We start from the raw sequence: 15,506 nt of genomic DNA on the forward strand, positions 1-15,506 counted from the left end.
GCGCCTCCAGGGTCGAAGGCGCCCGCCGTCGGCCTCGCGGCTCAAGCCTTTTGCGCGGGGCCGGTTGTCCCGACGCAGGCGGACCAGGGGTTCCGGTTGTCGGGGCTATCGGTTAAAACCCGTCTGGCGTTTGCCGAGGGGAGACAGCATGACAGGACAGCCGCTCAATGAGCCCGCCGAAATTCCGGCCGAGCTCGACCGCTGGAACTGGGGGGCGTTCTTCCTCAACTGGATCTGGGGCATCGGCAACAGCACCTTCATCGCGCTGCTGGCGCTGGTCCCGTTCGTCAACATCATAATGATCTTCGTGCTCGGCGCGCGCGGCAGCCGCTGGGCTTGGCGGAACCGGGCATGGCGCGATGCTGAACAGTTTCGCAAGACGCAGCGCAACTGGGCGATCGCCGGGCTTGCCCTCTGGGTGGTCGGGATCGGCGGCTGCGCGACGATGGTCGGCAGCATTCCCTACGTCCTGAAAGGCAGCGACGCCTATCACATGACCATGGATGCCGTCCGCTCCGACGCTCGTGTGAAAGCTGCGATCGGCGACGACGTGACCGACAATTTCTGGGTTGGCGGCAACCTTGACGTCAACGCGAACGGGGCGGGTGACGCCCAGTTCAGCATTCCGGTGCATGGCGCCAAGGGCAAGGGCACCGTGTTTTCCCGCCTGACCCGCAAGGCCGGCACATGGAGCATGCGGCTGCTCGTCGTCAGGGTGGATGGGGTCGATGCGCCTATCGTGCTGACCAATGAAGATCACGTGCCAATTCCGGACGCCGCAATCGGCATATAGACAGGACTTCAAAACGCAAAAACCGCGTCCCATCGGGAACGCGGCTTTTGCCAGATACGCATGGCGTTTCGCTACAAATGCACTTGCGAAACTTACGGGCTCCGGTACGCGAGACCTGATCCGGAGCGCCGGGCGGATGCATCCGCCTCGCAATCCGTTTTACAGGCACATCGTTACCACCGGGTTATCGAGAGCTTAAGCAAATCTAAATTCGCGGTGCCTTGTCGACCAGAAAATCCAAAAAGCCTTGTGAAGCCAGAGGTTTACGCAGGGGCACCCCTGAGGAAATTTATGATGCCGGAAAAATCCGCGCCGGCATGCCCTTGTGCATTGAACAACGCGTAAAGTTGCGCGGCTTCGGCGCCAAGCGGCGTCACTGCGCCGCTGCTTTGCGCGGCTTCCTGCGACAGTTTCAGGTCTTTCAGCATAAGGGCCGCCGCAAACCCCGGCCTGTAGCCGTTGTTGGCTGGCGATGTCGGCACCGGGCCGGGCACCGGGCAATAGGTGGTGAGCGACCAGCATTGGCCCGATGAGGTCGAGGCGACGTCGAACAGCGCCTGATTCGACAGGCCGAGTTTTTCGGCCAGCACGAAGGCCTCGGCGACGCCGATCATCGAAATGCCGAGGATCATGTTGTTGCAGATCTTTGCCGCCTGTCCGGCGCCACCGTCGCCGCAATGGACGATGCGGCCGGCCATCGGCTTGAGGATCGGCTCGGCTTTGGCGAAGGCATCCTTCGAGCCACCGGCCATGAATGTCAGCGTGCCGGCGGTGGCGCCTACGGTACCGCCGGAAACCGGCGCGTCGATCGAGAGAAGGCCGTGCTTGCCGGCGATGGCATGGGCCTTTCGCGCCGACTCGACATCGATGGTCGAGGAATCGATGAACAATGTGCCCTTCTTCGCCTTGGGCGCGATGTCCTCGTAGACCGAGAGCACATGCTTGCCGGCCGGCAGCATGGTGATGACCACATCGGCATCCGTCACCGCGGCGACGGCATTGGCCATGATGATGACGCCATGGTCACGCGCAACCGTCAGGTTTTCCGGCATCAGGTCGAAGCCATGCACCGCATGTCCCGCCTTGACCAGATTGGCGGCCATCGGATTGCCCATGTTGCCGAGGCCGATGAAGGCGATGGTGGTCATGATGGCGCTCCGTGCGGTTGTGCGGTGAATGGTGAATGGTGAATGGTGAATGGTGAATAGTGAATAGTCAGTAGTTAATGGTTAGTGGTTAGTAGTTATTAGATGTTATGGAGTATATGTAAGCATATCTTATGCACCATTCACCATTCACCATTCACCATTCACCATTCACCAATTCTCTATCGTCCAATCAGCGCGCGTGCGACGATGACGCGCATGATCTCGTTGGTCCCTTCGAGGATCTGGTGGACGCGCAGATCCCGCACCAGCTTCTCGATGCCGTAATCGTGCAGATAGCCATAACCGCCATGCAGTTGCAGCGCATCGTTGGCGACGTTGAAGCCGATGTCGGTGACGAACCGCTTGGCCATTGCCGACCATTTCCCGGCGTCCGGCGCCTTGCGGTCGAGTTTCGCGGCCGCGGCGTAGAGGAAGATGCGCGCGGCCTGCAGCTCGGTCTCCATGTCGGCAAGCTTGAACTGCAGCGCCTGGAACTGGTTGATCTTGGAGCCGAAAGCCTTGCGCTCGGCCGTGTAGGAAAGCGCCTTGTCGAGTGCCGATTGCGCGCCGCCCAGCGAACAGGCGGCGATGTTGAGGCGGCCGCCGTCGAGCCCGGCCATGGCTATGGAAAACCCGGCGCCCTCTGCCGAAAGCAGGTTCTGCGCCGGCACCTTGCAGTCCTCGAAGATGACCTGCCGGGTCGATTGCATGTGCCAGCCCATCTTGTGCTCATTGGCGCCGAAGGAGAGGCCCGGCGCATCCTTCGGTACGACGAAGGTGGAAATGCCCTTCGGCCCGTCGGCGCCAGTGCGCGCCATGACGACATAGAGGTCGCTGTCGCCGGCGCCGGAGATGAACTGCTTGGCGCCGTTCAGCACATAGTCGCTGCCGTTCTTCACCGCGCGCGTCTTCAACGCAGCCGCATCCGACCCCGAGCCCGGTTCGGTCAGGCAATAGCTCGCCAGCCATTCCATCGAGGTCAGCTTCGGCAGAAAATGCTGGCGCTGCTCGTCGCTGCCGAAGCGGTCGATCATCGAGGCCACCATATTGTGGATCGAGATGAAGGAGGAAAAAGCCGGATCGGCGCGAGAAAGCGCTTCGAAGATCAGCACCGCGTCCAGCCGGCCGAGCGCCGAGCCGCCGACATCGTCCCTGACATAGATGCCGCCGAAGCCGAGCGGGCCGGTCTCGCGGATCACATCCGCCGGGAAATGCTTGTTGCGGTCCCAGTCGAGCGCATTGGGCGCGACACGGTCTGCTGCGAAAGCCCCGGCCATCTCCTGGATGGCGCGCTGGTCCTCGTTGAGTTCGAACTGGCTGGTGCTCGCATCGACCGCGGCGTCCATGGCGTGCTCCCTTGGGTTGGCTTGCTGGCCTGTTGTTTTTGGCTTTGCGCGCGCACCAATCTAGACCAATGATGCCGCCGCGCAACCCGACGCTTCGCGGAACGGCTGTGCGCGAATGCCTGTCCGGAGCGAGTTGTGTCGACGAATTCAAATGAACTGCTTGAGCATTTCCGAACCTATCTCGAAACGTTCGAGGAGGCGCTGGTGCGCGATGCGGTGGCCGGGATCGGCTGGGATATGCCCGCTCGTCCGCTCGAGCCGCACGGCCTGCCTTGCCTTGGCTATCTCGATCGCGTCGCCGAACTTGTGCCGCCGAATGCCCGACCCCTGGCGCGGTTTCTCGCGGTGCATCGCAATGAGCTGCACTGGGGCCAGACCTACAACGCGGCCGATTTCGGCGCGGAATTCCTGACCAGGTATGGCTGGCTGGAGGTCTTCGGCACGCGCGGTCCCTTCGTCAACGACGAGGTCGCGGCCGGCCTGCTGATCCTTGGGCCCGGCATCGTCTATCCCGACCATCATCACATTGCCGAGGAGATCTACATTCCGCTGACTGGCGGGACGGAATGGCACAAGGGCGACAGCGGCTTTCATCTTCGCGAAGCGGGCGAGGTGATCCACCATGCCTCCAACGTCAATCACGCCATGCGTACGGCAGAGGAGCCGCTGCTGGCGCTGTACATTTGGCGCGGCGGACCGCTGGCGCAGAAATCGACCATCCCCGGCACAGTCGCGCAGGGCAGGGGCTGAGCCATGGCCAAAGCGATCATGCTGCAAGGTACGGGCTCCGATGTCGGCAAGACGGTGCTGGTCGCGGGCCTGTGCCGTGCAGCGAAGAAACGCGGCCTGAAGGTGCGGCCGTTCAAGCCGCAGAACATGTCGAACAATGCCGCCGTCGCCGACATTCCTGGCGACAACAATGCCGGCGGCGGCGAGATCGGCCGGGCGCAATGGCTGCAGGCGATCGCCTGCGGTGTCGCGCCAAGCGTGCACATGAACCCGGTGCTGCTCAAGCCGCAGACCGATGTCGGCGCGCAAGTGGTGTTGCAGGGCAAGGTGTTCGGCGAGGCGAGGGCGCGTGACTACCAGGCGCTGAAGGGCCGGCTGATGGATGCCGTGCTGGACTCCTGGGCGAAGGTCGGCGAGGGCGCCGACCTCGTCATCGTCGAGGGCGCGGGATCGCCGGCCGAGATCAATCTCAGGAACCGCGACATTGCCAATATGGGCTTTGCCACGCGCGCCAACGTGCCGGTGGTGCTGGTTGGCGATATCGATCGCGGCGGCGTCATCGCCTCGGTCGCCGGCACGCATCTGATCCTGCCGGAGGAGGACCGGCGCATGATCGCCGGCTATCTCATCAACAAATTCCGCGGCGATGTCTCGCTGTTCGAGGACGGCATCAAGGCGATCGAAAAATTCACGGGATGGCGCTGCTTCGGCGTCGTGCCTTGGCTCAAGGCGGCGTCGCGCTTACCGTCAGAGGATTCAGTCGTGCTCGAACGGCTGGCCTCTGGCGAGAAACGGGCGCTGAAGGTAGCGGTGCCGATGCTCGGCCGCATCGCCAATTTTGACGATCTCGACCCGCTCAAGGCCGAACCGCAGGTCGAGGTGGTCTTCGTGCCGCCGGGAAAGCCACTGCCGCAGGATGCCGGGCTGGTGGTTATTCCCGGCTCGAAATCGACGATCGCCGATCTCCTGAAATTCCGCGAGAACGGCTGGGATCGCGACCTTGTCGCGCATCGCAAGCGCGGCGGCCACATTGTCGGCATCTGCGGCGGCTTCCAGATGCTGGGCAAGATCGTGCGCGATCCCGACGGCATCGAAGGCAGCGTCACCGAGGCGGAAGGGCTTGGCCTGCTCGACATCGAAACGGCGATGGAGCCAGAAAAGACAGTGCGCAATGTCAGCGCGCATTCCGTGCCATTCGACCTGCCGCTTGAGGGCTACGAGATCCATCTCGGCCGCACCACCGGTCCGGACACGTTGCGGCCATCGGCTGTTATCAACGGCATCGACGACGGCGCGATGTCCGCCGACGGCAAGGTATCAGGCACCTATATGCATGGGCTGTTTTCCGCCGATGCCTTCCGGGCAAAATTCTTGGAGAGCCTCGGCGTCTTGGGCGGCGGCATCGACTATCGCGCCGAGGTCGAACGGGCGCTGGACGAGGTCGCGGCCGAGCTGGAAACCCATCTCGACTGCGACGCGATTTTTGGTTTGGCGCGGTAGAGCTCATGTTCCTCAGCGCAGAAGCTTGGGCAGGCCGGATGTGCTTGCGTTGGCGGATCGCGTGGCTTGGAGATTAGCCGAAACGCCCATCGCTTCGTCATCCCTGGGCGAAGCAGGAGCGAAGCTCCGTCGCGGAGACCCTGGGATCCATGCCGTAACCTTAACCGAAGATTGCAGCGGAGCAGAATTCTACACCGCAGCAGCACTCTGAAGTCACGGCATGGATCCTGGGGTCTGCGCCGCGTCGCTTCGCTCCTTGCTCCGCCCCAGGATGACGAAGCGATGGGCGTTTCGGCTAATCTCGAATGTCGGCGATGGTCCAAGGAACGAACAGTGGATTCCTGCCGCTAGCAGGCCTACAACCTGTCCTCTGTGCAGCGCTACCAGTTCAAGCCTTCTCGCCGGCCTTCGGCCAGTAGGTGCCGAACGACCAGACATTGCCCTCGGGATCGCGGCAGATGAATTCGCGGCTGCCATAATCGCGGTCGACAAGTTCCTCCAGGATTTCGGCGCCGGCGTTCTTGGCACGCTCATAAGCGGCGTCGGCATTGTCGACGGCGACATAGATCGACTTGCCGCCGCCCGAACCCGGTTCGCCGACCATCTTGCCGTAGTCGTCGTCACGCGCCGTGCCGAGCATGATCATCGAGGAACCGAAAACGAGCTCGGCATGGTGCACGATTTCGCCTTCGCCGTAGCGGGCACGGACGCTGAAGCCAAAGGCCTCGCCCAGCCAGTCGATCATCCTGGCCGCGTTCCTGTAGCGCAGCGCGGGATAGAGCCGGGGCGCTTCGATGGGCATGACGGTCTCCTTCAATCGGGTTGTCGATGACCCACTTTGTTCGAAAGGTCGTTCGCCGTCTTGAAGAAATGTTACCTCAGCGCCGTCGGCGTTTGTCCGGCAAGGTCGCGGAATTCGCGCACCAGATGCGACTGGTCGGCGTAGCCGCAATCGGCGGCGATGTCGGCCCAATCGCTTTTTTCCTGCCGCGAAAGACCGAGCGCCCGGTTGAAGCGGACGATGCGCGACAGCGTCTTGGGGCCGACGCCGATGGCGTCGGAGAATTTTGCCGAGAGATGCTTGCGGCTCCAGCCCAGCCTGCCGGCAAGAGAGGAGACGCGAAACCGGCCGCCCGACATGATGATCCGGTCGTAGGCCCAGGCGATTTCGGCCGGCGTTTCCCGGGCCTCAGCCAGCCGTGCGACGACGAAGGCTTCCGCCATGTCGAATCGGCTGCTCCGGTCCTGGGCGTTGCCGAGCTTTTCGCGCAGGGCGATGCCTTCGACGCCGAGCACATCGTCGAGGCCGACCATGCGGTCGGTCAGTTCGCTCATCGGCTGGCCGAAGAAGCGGCGGGCGCCGAGCGGTGTGAAATTGATCTGGACACAGCAGGCGCCGCCGAAGGACTCGATCACCACCGGACCGGCGTAGAGGCCGGCGGCGAAACTGGCGAAGCGGTCATTGTCACCGGGGTTCCTGCCCAGACCGATGGCGAAGGGTTCGGCGAAGCTGATGACCAGCGGCACGGTCAGCGAGGCATATTCGACATTGCGGAAACGGCCGGGCATGGTTTCGCGGTAGAAGCAGATGTCGCTCACCATACCCCGAAGCGAAGGGCCTGGCACACGCCGCGCCATCTCGAACGGACCGGGATCGGGGCTGGGATGGCGGTGGCCGTCTTTGGGCTGGGAGGGCATTGGCTTTCCTTCCGCCCAGCGACTTTAACAGACCGTCGCGTATAATCAAAAGCGCCTGGCTTTTGACCGGACGCTTCGAGTTGCCTGAGATTTTGTGCTTGAAGCGCGTCGTGCCTGAACAGGCTCATGCGATGCGCTTCAAGCTTTTGTTTTATGCATGCCGTTGTCCCAAAACCGCTGCGCACTTTTGGGCGACATGCATCAGGCGCCGCGCATCAAGCAACCGGCGGCGAGCACAATGTAGGCGATGAGGACAATCCACACCGCGGCCAAAGGAATGAACGCAAGAACGCCAAGAGCGGCGAGAAGGCCGATGATGGCGATAACAAGAGAAATGATGAAAATTAACTGAGTAGGTGCACTGAGATTCATGTGTGGCTCCTCCAACATGATTCGTACACCCGCAGTCTATCAGGCCCGCAACCATACACCAGTCAGCCTCGCCATGGGTTCCGCCGGCAGATCCACCACGATTGGCACCTACTAACCCGTTTGCACAAAACCGATTCCGCGCTACCTATTCGCGACGAACCGAAGGGGAAATCGATGGCATTCGCTTTGCTTGACCAGATACGCTCGATCTTTGATGGCGACCCCGGCGTGCGCAAGGTCGCCGACGATCCCGTTCTGTCGGCGGAATTGCTCATGCTGTTCCGCATGATCCTTGCCGACGGATCGGTCAGCGAGAGCGAGATGGTCGCCTTCAGGCGCATCTGCCGGGATGCCTTCGGCATTCCGGAATCGAGCGTCGACCGGGTCATCGAATATCTCAACGAGTTCGGTTACGAGACCAACGGCTCGCAGGCCATCGCGCAGTTTCGCGACCTCGACATCGAGCGGCGCAAGCTGCTCGCGCGGCACATGGCGGAGATCGCCAAGGCCGATTCGCAATTGGCCGAGACCGAGGTGCGCTTGTTGCGCCGTACGCTCGATTTGCTCGACATCAGTCCGGTCGATGTGGTGAAGCCGGCAGACTAAGTCGAACGTTTGGCAGATCACCCCTGTTCCCGCAGCCGATGCGCGATTGCCCGGTGCAGGTCGGGAGCCGCGGTGACCAATGCCCTCGCAGCTTCGGATTGCGGGTGGTCAAGCACCTCGCTCGTCTTGCCGCGCTCGACGATCCGGCCGTCATGCATGACCATCACTTCGTCTGATATGGCGCGTGCGACGGTCAGATCGTGAGTGATGAACAGATAGGCGATGCCGAGCTTCTGGTTTAGTTCGGCGAAGAGGTCGAGGATCTGGGCGCGGATCGAGACATCGAGCGCCGAGACCGGCTCGTCGGCGACGACCAGTTTCGGGCGGGTGATGATGGCGCGGGCGATCGACAGGCGCTGGCGCTGGCCGCCCGAAAACTCATGCGGGTATTTGTCCATGTCGCGCGGGCTGAGGCCGACCTCGTGCAAGGCGTTTGCCACCATCTCGCGCCGTTCGGCATTGTCCGGCTTCTTCTCCAGCACATGCAGCGGCTCGGCGATCAGCCTTTCGACCCTCTGGCGCGGATCGAACGAACCGTAAGGATCCTGGAACACCACCTGCATATCGCGCCGCGCCGATTTCAGCTCGGCCTCGCTCTTGCCGGTGATCTCTTGCCCGCGAAACCGGATTGCGCCCGAGGTCGGCCCGTCCAGCGCCAGGATCATGCGGGCAAGCGTGGACTTGCCGCAGCCGGAGCGCCCGACCAGCGCCACCGACTGGCCTGAGGTCATGGAGAACGAGACGTTGTCGACGGCACGGGTCGGGGCGGAGCGTTTGAAGAGCGATGTGCGCCGCCCGGGATAATCGCGCGTCACACCTTCGACCTGGAGCAAAGGCTTGCCTTGACCTAACTCATGTGTCCTGGCCCGCGCGGGTACATGCATCGAGGCCTGCGCCAGTTGGCGCGTGTAGGGGTGGAGCTGTTCGGACAGCGTGCGGGCGGTGTCGCCGGCCTCCATCACCTCACCATGGCGCAGGATGGTGATGCGGTCGGCCATCTCGGTGACCACCGCCAGGTCGTGCGAGATCAAGAGCAGGCCCATGCGGTTTTCCGCGACCAGATCGCGCAGAAGATCGAGGATCTGTGCCTGCAGCACGACGTCGAGCGCCGTCGTCGGCTCGTCGGCGATCAGCAGTTTGGGTTTCAGCGCACAGGCGATGGCGATGACGACGCGCTGGCGCTGGCCGCCGGACAGTTCGTGCGGATAGCGCGACAGCGGGAATTGCGCTGAGGGCAGGCCGACACGGTCGAGCATTTTTCGCGCGCGCTCCTCGGCGTCGGCGCGGCTTGCCTTGGTATGCCAGCGGATGCCCTCGGCGACCTGCTCGCCAATGGTCTTGACCGGGTTGAGCGCCGTCATCGGCTCCTGGAACACCATGCCGATGTCGTCGCCGCGCAGGGCGCACATCTGGTCTTCGCTGGCCGCGAGTATATCGATGCCGTCGAAGGCGACGCGGCCGGTGGCGCGTGCCGCATAAGGCAGAAGCTGCATCACGGTGAGCGCCGTGATCGACTTGCCCGAGCCGGATTCGCCGACCAGCCCCATTACCTCGCCAGGCGCGACGGACAACTCGATGTTCCTTAGGATCGGCGTGTCGCCGATGGTCAGCGACAGGCCCTCGATTTCGAGCAGGTTCATCGCCGCCGCCGTGACCGTGGATCGAGGATATCGGCGATGCCGTCGCCGAGCAGGTTGAGGCCGAGCACGGTGATGACGATTGCCATGCCCGGGAAGATCGCCATCCACGGCGCCACCACCATGCGGGTCTGCGCATCGAATAGCATGCGGCCCCAGCTCGGCATCGGTGGCTGCGTGCCCAGCCCGACATAGGAAAGCCCGGCCTCGGCCAGGATGCCGAGCGCAAACTGGATGGTGCCTTGCACCAGCAGCAGAGTGACGATGTTGGGCAGGACATGTTCCAGCGTGATCAGTGTCTTGCCCTTGCCGGCGGCACGCGCGGCGAGGATGAATTCGCGCGGCCAGATGGCGAGTGCGCCGGCCCGGGCAACCCTGGCGAAGACCGGAATGTTGAAGATGCCGATGGCGATGATGGCGTTGATGGCGCCCGGCCCGAAGATGGCGGTGATCATGATCGCCGAGAGCAGAGCGGGGAAGGCGAAGACGAGATCGTTGAGCCGCATCAGCGCTTCGTCGACGAGGCCGCCGCGCGCCGCGGCAAAGGCGCCGAGCGGCACACCGATGCCCATGCCGATGCCGACCGCTACAAGTGCCACGGCGATCGAGTTGCGGGCGCCGACCATGATCATCGACAGGATGTCGCGGCCGAAATGGTCGGTGCCGAACCAGTGCGCCAGCGAAGGGGCTTGCGTCTTGTCGGCGATGACCAGCCTGGTGACGTCGTAGGGCGTCCACAAGAATGAGACGAGCGCGACCGCCGCCACCAGCGCCGTGATGGCGAAGCCGGCGAGGAACGAACGATTGCCAAAGGCCTTGCCCAGGATGCTGGCAAGGTTCTCTTCCGGCATGTCGAGGCGCAGCGTCATGGCCGGCTTCTCAGGCGTGGATCGACAACCGCATAGGAGAGATCGACGAGAAGGTTGACGGCGATGACGGCGGCGACCAGCAGCATGACGACGCTTTCGACGACGATCAGGTCGCGCTGGGTGATCGCCTGGAACACCAGCCGGCCGAGGCCGGGAAGATAAAAGACGTTCTCGATGATGATGGTGCCGGCGAGCAGGAAGGCGAACTGCAGGCCGAGAATCGTCACCACCGGGATCATGGCGTTGCGCAGCGCGTGGCGCCATAGCACGGCACGATAGGGCAGGCCCTTGGCGCGCGCGGTGCGGATGTAGTCCTCGTGCAGCACGTCGATCAGCGCCGAGCGGGTGACGCGGGCGAGGATCGCTGCCTGCGGCAGGGCGAGCGCGATCGCCGGCAGGACCAGCGCCTTGAGCGCCGGCCAGATGCCGGCGCCCCAGCCCGGAAATCCACCCGCCGGCACCAGCCGCAGCCAGACGGCAAAGAGATAGATCAGCATCAGCGCGAACCAGAAGTTCGGCACGGCGACGCCAAGCTGCGCGGCGCCCATGGCAATCGTGTCGCCGGCCCGTCCGCGTCGGCCGGCGGAAAACAGCCCGACCGGAATGGCAATGAGGGTGGAGAGCGCCAGCGCGATCAGCGCCAGCGGCAGCGATACGACGACGCGCTCGCGGACAAGATCGATGACCGGCACCGAATAGGTGTAGGAACGGCCGAAATCGAGGCTCAGCAAGCCACCCGCCCAATGCAGATAGCGCAAGGCGAGGGGTGCGTTGAGGCCCATCTGGTTGCGCAGCAACTCGACCTGATCGGCGCTGGCATTCATGCCCAGCATCAGCCGCGCCGGGTCGCCCGGGATGATCTCCAGCACGGCAAAGACCACCATGGAGGCCAGGACCAGCGTGGCGATGGCGATGGCGAGGCGTTTTAGGAGATAGGCGGTCACGGGAGGAGGGGGACCGCTGTTGCAACCGGGCGAAGGTCGAGTTCCCGCCAACCCCCCTCTGTCCTGCCGGACATCTCCCCCTCAAGGGGGGAGATTGAGCCCTCATTGCTGCTTTCGCTAACCACCAGCGTTGCAAGGATAGCGCTGGCGCGGAAACTGCCAATCTCCCCCCTTGCGCGGGAGATGCCCGGCAGGGCAGAGGGGGGTGGGACGGAGCGCAAGCGTCGCTTTTTGGCCAACAGCCTCAATCCGTCCACTTCACCTTGGTCAGATCGTTGGCCTGGATCGGCGCGTTTTCCCACAGGCCTTGCAGCTTGGCGTCCCAGACACCGACTTTCGGTAGCTCGTAGAGGAAGCCGACCACCGCATCGTCGGCCAGGATCTTCTGCGCCTCGCCAAGCAGCGTCTTGCGCTTGGCCTCGTCGGAGGTGAGGTTCAACTCGGCGATGATCTTGTCGAAGGCCGGATTGTCGTAATTGAAGTAATAGTCCTTGCGCGAATAGATATCGATGTCGTTGGGCTCGGTGTGGGAGACGATGGTCAGGTCGTAATCCTTCTTGGTGAACACCTGATCCAGCCATTGCGCCCATTCGACCGGGATGATCTCCAGATCGATGCCGACGTCGCGAAGCTGCGAGGCGATGATCTCGCCGCCAAGCCGCGCATAGGAAGGCGGCGGCAGCTTCAGCGTCGCCTTGAAGCCGTTCTCCAGGCCGGCCTCCTTCAACAGTTCCTTGGCCTTGTCGACATTATGCGGATAGAGGCCGGTGAGGTCGACATAGTCCTTGCTGGCGGGGGACATGTGCGAGCCGATCGGCACACCGAGACCGGCCGAGGCGCCGTCGATGATCGCCTTGCGGTCGAGCGCAAAGGAAATCGCCTGCCGGACCTGCAGCTTGTCGAAAGGCGGCTTCTTGTTGTTGATCGCAAGGATGGTCTCACCCTCCGTGGCGCCGATCACCACCTTGAAGCGGGGGTCGCCCTGGACCTGAGCGACGCTATCGGGATCGAAGAAAGGGAAGGCCTGGACATCGCCGGAAAGCAAGGCTGGCACGGCGGCGGCGGCATCCGGAACGACACGGAATTCAGCCTTGTCGAGCGCTACGGGCGCGCCCCAGTAATTGTCTGATTTGACCAGCGTGATCGACGAACCCTTGGCCCAGCTCTGGAACTTGAACGGCCCGGTTCCGATCGGCTTCTCCTTGTTGGTGTCGGCGGATTCCGGCGCCACGATCACCGCGTCGCCCCAGCCCATATTGTAGAGGAAGGAGCCTTGCGGGTTCTTCAGCGTGACCTTGACCGTTGCGGGGTCGATCGCCTCGACCTTGTCGATGGAGGCGAACAAGCCCTTTTGCGCGTTGACCGAATTGTCGGCGCGAGCGCGGTCGAGCGAGAATTTCACGTCGTCGGCGTTGAAATCGGTGCCGTCGTGGAATTTCACGCCGGTGTGCAGCTTGAAAACATAGACCTTGCCGTCATCGGAAATGGTCCAGCTTTCGGCGAGATCGGGCAGCACTTCGCCGTTGGGGCCGATGCGGGTCAGGCCCTCGAAGACGTTGGCGTAAAGCACTTCGTCGATCGCCGCGGCGGCGCCGGCGGTCGGATCGAGATGCGGCGGTTCGAGCGTGATGCCGACGACGAGGTCGGTTCGCGCGGCAAACGCCGAGGTTCCGGTGGCCAGTGCCAGCGCCGCGGCGGCCAGAATGGTTTTCCACAATTTCATCGCGCAAACTCCCCGTAGGCTCGAATGTGCTCAAAAAACCCAGGCGGATAGAAGCGTGATTTCGCCGAGGAGTAAATCGCGTTTCATGCTGCCCGGCAGTGCCGGAAGGAATGTTTTTCTTCGAACCGCATGCTTAATCGGTTGGCCGCTACCCGGCGGCGGTACCTCTCAGCAGCACGTTGAGCCCGATCGCCATCACCTTCGCCGATTCCACCATGTCCGATATCCCGACCCATTCGTCGGGCCGATGGGCGAGGTCGAGAATGCCCGGGCCGTAGGCTATGCAGTCGTAGATATGGCCGATACGGGCTATGTGCTTCTGGTCATAAGTACCCGGTGAGATGACATAGTCCGGTTCCCGGTCGAAAATCTCCATGATGCCTTGCGCCACCGCCTTGACGACAGGCGCGTCGCGCTCGGTCATCAGCGGCAGCACTTCCATGAGGTCGCGGATCTCGTAGTCGAATTTCCTGCGCTCGCGCTTCAGCCGGTCGAGGATATCGGTGACCTCGCTTTTGACCGTGGCCAAATCCTCTTCGAGCAGGAAACGGCGGTCGATGGTCAGCCGGCACGAATCAGGCACGTTGGGCGAGGGCAAGCCGGGCCGGAAATCCTCGGTCTGGCCACCATGGATCGAGTTGATGTTCATGGTCGAGCGTTTTGCGCCCTCGGGCACGACCGGCATGCGCGTCATCTTGCGGTCGAGCGCCGGGAACAACTCGTCCTCGAAAGCCCTTAGCACGGCGCCCATGTGGCGTACCGCATTGTCGCCGAGGAACGGCATCGAGCCATGCGCGATCTCGCCCTTGGTCTCGATCTCGGCCCACCAGACACCGCGGTGGCCGAGGCAGATGCGATCCTTGTTCAACGGCTCGGGGATGATGACGTGGTCGACCTTGGGCGCTGAGAAATAGCCTGATTTGGCCAGATGGGCGACGCCGCCGAAGCCGCCGGACTCCTCGTCGACCGTGCCTGAAATCTCGATGGCGCCGGGAAAGTCCGGAAAGACCTCCATGAAGGCTTCGGCGGCGATGATGGAAGCGGCCAACCCGCCCTTCATGTCGCAGGCGCCACGGCCATAGACCTTGCCGTCCCTGACGATGCCGGCGAAGGGATCGACGGTCCAGCCTTCGCCTGCCTCGACCACGTCGATATGCGAGTTGAAATGCACGCAGGCGCCGGCCGAGCGGCCATCAAAACGGGCAACGACGTTGACGCGCGGATAGCGGTCGGTGTCGCCGGGCGTGCCTTCGGCACGGATGAACTCGATCTCGAAACCGTGCTTCTTCAGGTGTGTGCCGACATATTCGGCGCATGGCCGATAGGCCTCGCCAGGCGGATTGATGGTGGGAAAGCGGATCAGGTCCGCGGTCAGCGCGACCAGGTCGTCGACCCGGTCATCCACCGCCTTCAGGAGTCGTTCGTTCATCCGGCGAGTTGAGCAGGCAAGCACGCGATTTGGCAAGCCTGTTGGCGGACGGCGCCAAAGTTGCGTGTGGCTGCGGCAACTATGGCGGGAGATCGTTCAAATTCGCTGCTTTGGATTGGTGAATTCGTCAAGGACTGCGTGTTACCTCGTTCACATACCATTAAAAAGACGAAGAATAGCGTGAAGGCAAGCAGGCAAGGGCAATCAAAGGGGTTTGGTTCCATGAAAAAAATAGTTCTCGTGGCAGCGGTACTGGCAACGATGCTGTTCGGTTCTTCGGTCGAAGGCCAGGCAGCCAGGCTGGTTGCAAACATCGACATATCTTCGCAGACGATGACGGTAAGATACGGCGCGGCGGTTTACCGGTGGAGCGTTTCTACTGCCCGCAAAGGTTATGTCACGCCACGCGGCAGCTATCGGCCGCAACGGACCGCCCGGATGTGGTATTCGCGCAAATACGACATGTCGCCGATGCCTCATTCGGTGTTTTTTCGCGGCGGCTACGCCATCCACGGCACGGGCGCGGTGAAGTCTCTCGGGCGTCCGGCCTCGCATGGCTGCGTCCGGCTGCATCCCTCCAATGCCGCCGCCTTCTATTCGATGGTGAAGCAAGCCGGCTTTCGCAACACAAGGATCGTCGTCACCAATTAGGGCCTGCCCTGCGGAAGCCAAATAGAAACAGCCTCGGCGGGCGGGTCGTTGGCGCAAATCA

At 62.9% G+C, this 15,506-nt stretch carries 15 protein-coding genes; 5 read left to right on the top strand and 10 right to left on the bottom strand.

The annotated features are described in order from the left end of the window. The first annotated feature begins 148 nt into the window (after positions 1–148). Positions 149–793, top strand: coding sequence for a cytochrome c oxidase assembly factor Coa1 family protein (locus AC0L2H_RS08175; RefSeq protein WP_473589747.1), 645 nt, complete (start codon positions 149–151; stop codon positions 791–793). A 263-nt stretch (positions 794–1,056) separates the two neighbouring features. Here the strand turns inward: AC0L2H_RS08175 and mmsB are convergent, their stop codons facing one another. Together mmsB and AC0L2H_RS08185 are read right to left on the bottom strand one after the other, a co-directional pair. After that, positions 1,057–1,941, bottom strand: a complete 885-nt coding sequence (gene mmsB / locus AC0L2H_RS08180; protein WP_473589748.1) for a 3-hydroxyisobutyrate dehydrogenase — start codon at positions 1,939–1,941, stop codon at positions 1,057–1,059. Between the two features lie 179 nt (positions 1,942–2,120). Then, a complete protein-coding gene (locus tag AC0L2H_RS08185; RefSeq protein ID WP_473589749.1) occupies positions 2,121–3,287 on the bottom strand; it encodes an isobutyryl-CoA dehydrogenase in 1,167 nt (388 codons plus the stop codon). 135 nt (positions 3,288–3,422) lie between these two features. Here AC0L2H_RS08185 and AC0L2H_RS08190 point away from each other — a divergent pair, with 135 nt between their 5' ends. Then, positions 3,423–4,037, top strand: coding sequence for a dimethylsulfonioproprionate lyase family protein (locus AC0L2H_RS08190; protein ID WP_473589750.1), 615 nt, complete (start codon positions 3,423–3,425; stop codon positions 4,035–4,037). Between the two features lie 3 nt (positions 4,038–4,040). Continuing rightward, complete coding sequence (locus AC0L2H_RS08195; protein WP_473589751.1) at positions 4,041–5,516, top strand: cobyric acid synthase; 1,476 nt, start codon at positions 4,041–4,043, stop codon at positions 5,514–5,516. Positions 5,517–5,904: 388 nt separating this feature from the next. On the opposite strand, the gene AC0L2H_RS08200 is transcribed toward AC0L2H_RS08195, so the two are convergent. The 3 genes from AC0L2H_RS08200 to AC0L2H_RS08210 all read right to left on the bottom strand — a co-directional run bounded on the left by AC0L2H_RS08200 (position 5,905) and on the right by AC0L2H_RS08210 (position 7,586). Further along, the gene (locus AC0L2H_RS08200) at positions 5,905–6,318 is read right to left on the bottom strand and encodes a VOC family protein (protein ID WP_473589752.1); all 414 of its coding nucleotides are present in this window, start codon (positions 6,316–6,318) and stop codon (positions 5,905–5,907) included. Positions 6,319–6,389: 71 nt separating this feature from the next. Continuing rightward, a complete protein-coding gene (locus tag AC0L2H_RS08205; protein WP_473589753.1) occupies positions 6,390–7,214 on the bottom strand; it encodes a helix-turn-helix domain-containing protein in 825 nt (274 codons plus the stop codon). A gap of 201 nt (positions 7,215–7,415) precedes the next feature. Further along, positions 7,416–7,586, bottom strand: a complete 171-nt coding sequence (locus AC0L2H_RS08210) for a hypothetical protein (RefSeq protein WP_107650412.1) — start codon at positions 7,584–7,586, stop codon at positions 7,416–7,418. Positions 7,587–7,760: 174 nt separating this feature from the next. On the opposite strand from AC0L2H_RS08210, the gene AC0L2H_RS08215 reads away from it, so the two are divergent. Then, a complete protein-coding gene (locus AC0L2H_RS08215) occupies positions 7,761–8,192 on the top strand; it encodes a TerB family tellurite resistance protein (protein ID WP_473589754.1) in 432 nt (143 codons plus the stop codon). Positions 8,193–8,209: 17 nt separating this feature from the next. Here AC0L2H_RS08215 and AC0L2H_RS08220 read toward each other — a convergent pair whose 3' ends face one another. The 5 genes from AC0L2H_RS08220 to AC0L2H_RS08240 all read right to left on the bottom strand — a co-directional run bounded on the left by AC0L2H_RS08220 (position 8,210) and on the right by AC0L2H_RS08240 (position 14,794). After that, on the bottom strand, positions 8,210–9,832 hold the full coding sequence (locus tag AC0L2H_RS08220; RefSeq protein WP_473589755.1) for an ABC transporter ATP-binding protein: 1,623 nt from the start codon (positions 9,830–9,832) through the stop codon (positions 8,210–8,212). Next, complete coding sequence (locus AC0L2H_RS08225) at positions 9,829–10,698, bottom strand: ABC transporter permease (RefSeq protein WP_473589756.1); 870 nt, start codon at positions 10,696–10,698, stop codon at positions 9,829–9,831. Before AC0L2H_RS08225 ends, AC0L2H_RS08220 begins: the two co-directional genes overlap by 4 nt. Continuing rightward, positions 10,695–11,642, bottom strand: a complete 948-nt coding sequence (locus AC0L2H_RS08230; RefSeq protein ID WP_473589757.1) for an ABC transporter permease — start codon at positions 11,640–11,642, stop codon at positions 10,695–10,697. Before AC0L2H_RS08230 ends, AC0L2H_RS08225 begins: the two co-directional genes overlap by 4 nt. A gap of 244 nt (positions 11,643–11,886) precedes the next feature. After that, complete coding sequence (locus tag AC0L2H_RS08235) at positions 11,887–13,365, bottom strand: ABC transporter substrate-binding protein (RefSeq protein WP_473589758.1); 1,479 nt, start codon at positions 13,363–13,365, stop codon at positions 11,887–11,889. A 148-nt stretch (positions 13,366–13,513) separates the two neighbouring features. Next, entirely contained in the window at positions 13,514–14,794 is a 1,281-nt protein-coding gene (locus AC0L2H_RS08240) for an acetylornithine deacetylase/succinyl-diaminopimelate desuccinylase family protein (protein ID WP_473589759.1), read from the bottom strand. 222 nt (positions 14,795–15,016) lie between these two features. Between AC0L2H_RS08240 and AC0L2H_RS08245 the strand changes: the two genes are divergently transcribed. Next, positions 15,017–15,445 (top strand): L,D-transpeptidase, encoded by a 429-nt coding sequence (locus AC0L2H_RS08245; RefSeq protein ID WP_473589760.1) that lies wholly within the window; start codon positions 15,017–15,019, stop codon positions 15,443–15,445. Positions 15,446–15,506 lie beyond the last annotated feature (61 nt).

This window comes from Mesorhizobium sp. WSM4871 (assembly GCF_055811295.1).

What these genes read in the sequence shown, in the direction of transcription:
- AC0L2H_RS08225 (WP_473589756.1), bottom strand. Translation starts at nt 10,698, where the DNA reads ATGACGCTGCGCCTCGACATGCCGGAAGAGAACCTTGCCAGCATCCTG.
- AC0L2H_RS08185 (WP_473589749.1), bottom strand. Translation starts at nt 3,287, where the DNA reads ATGGACGCCGCGGTCGATGCGAGCACCAGCCAGTTCGAACTCAACGAG.
- AC0L2H_RS08215 (WP_473589754.1), top strand. Translation starts at nt 7,761, where the DNA reads ATGGCATTCGCTTTGCTTGACCAGATACGCTCGATCTTTGATGGCGAC.
- AC0L2H_RS08210 (WP_107650412.1), bottom strand. Translation starts at nt 7,586, where the DNA reads ATGAATCTCAGTGCACCTACTCAGTTAATTTTCATCATTTCTCTTGTT.
- AC0L2H_RS08195 (WP_473589751.1), top strand. Translation starts at nt 4,041, where the DNA reads ATGGCCAAAGCGATCATGCTGCAAGGTACGGGCTCCGATGTCGGCAAG.
- AC0L2H_RS08240 (WP_473589759.1), bottom strand. Translation starts at nt 14,794, where the DNA reads ATGAACGAACGACTCCTGAAGGCGGTGGATGACCGGGTCGACGACCTG.
- mmsB (WP_473589748.1), bottom strand. Translation starts at nt 1,941, where the DNA reads ATGACCACCATCGCCTTCATCGGCCTCGGCAACATGGGCAATCCGATG.
- AC0L2H_RS08235 (WP_473589758.1), bottom strand. Translation starts at nt 13,365, where the DNA reads ATGAAATTGTGGAAAACCATTCTGGCCGCCGCGGCGCTGGCACTGGCC.
- AC0L2H_RS08205 (WP_473589753.1), bottom strand. Translation starts at nt 7,214, where the DNA reads ATGCCCTCCCAGCCCAAAGACGGCCACCGCCATCCCAGCCCCGATCCC.
- AC0L2H_RS08175 (WP_473589747.1), top strand. Translation starts at nt 149, where the DNA reads ATGACAGGACAGCCGCTCAATGAGCCCGCCGAAATTCCGGCCGAGCTC.
- AC0L2H_RS08220 (WP_473589755.1), bottom strand. Translation starts at nt 9,832, where the DNA reads ATGAACCTGCTCGAAATCGAGGGCCTGTCGCTGACCATCGGCGACACG.
- AC0L2H_RS08200 (WP_473589752.1), bottom strand. Translation starts at nt 6,318, where the DNA reads ATGCCCATCGAAGCGCCCCGGCTCTATCCCGCGCTGCGCTACAGGAAC.
- AC0L2H_RS08245 (WP_473589760.1), top strand. Translation starts at nt 15,017, where the DNA reads ATGAAAAAAATAGTTCTCGTGGCAGCGGTACTGGCAACGATGCTGTTC.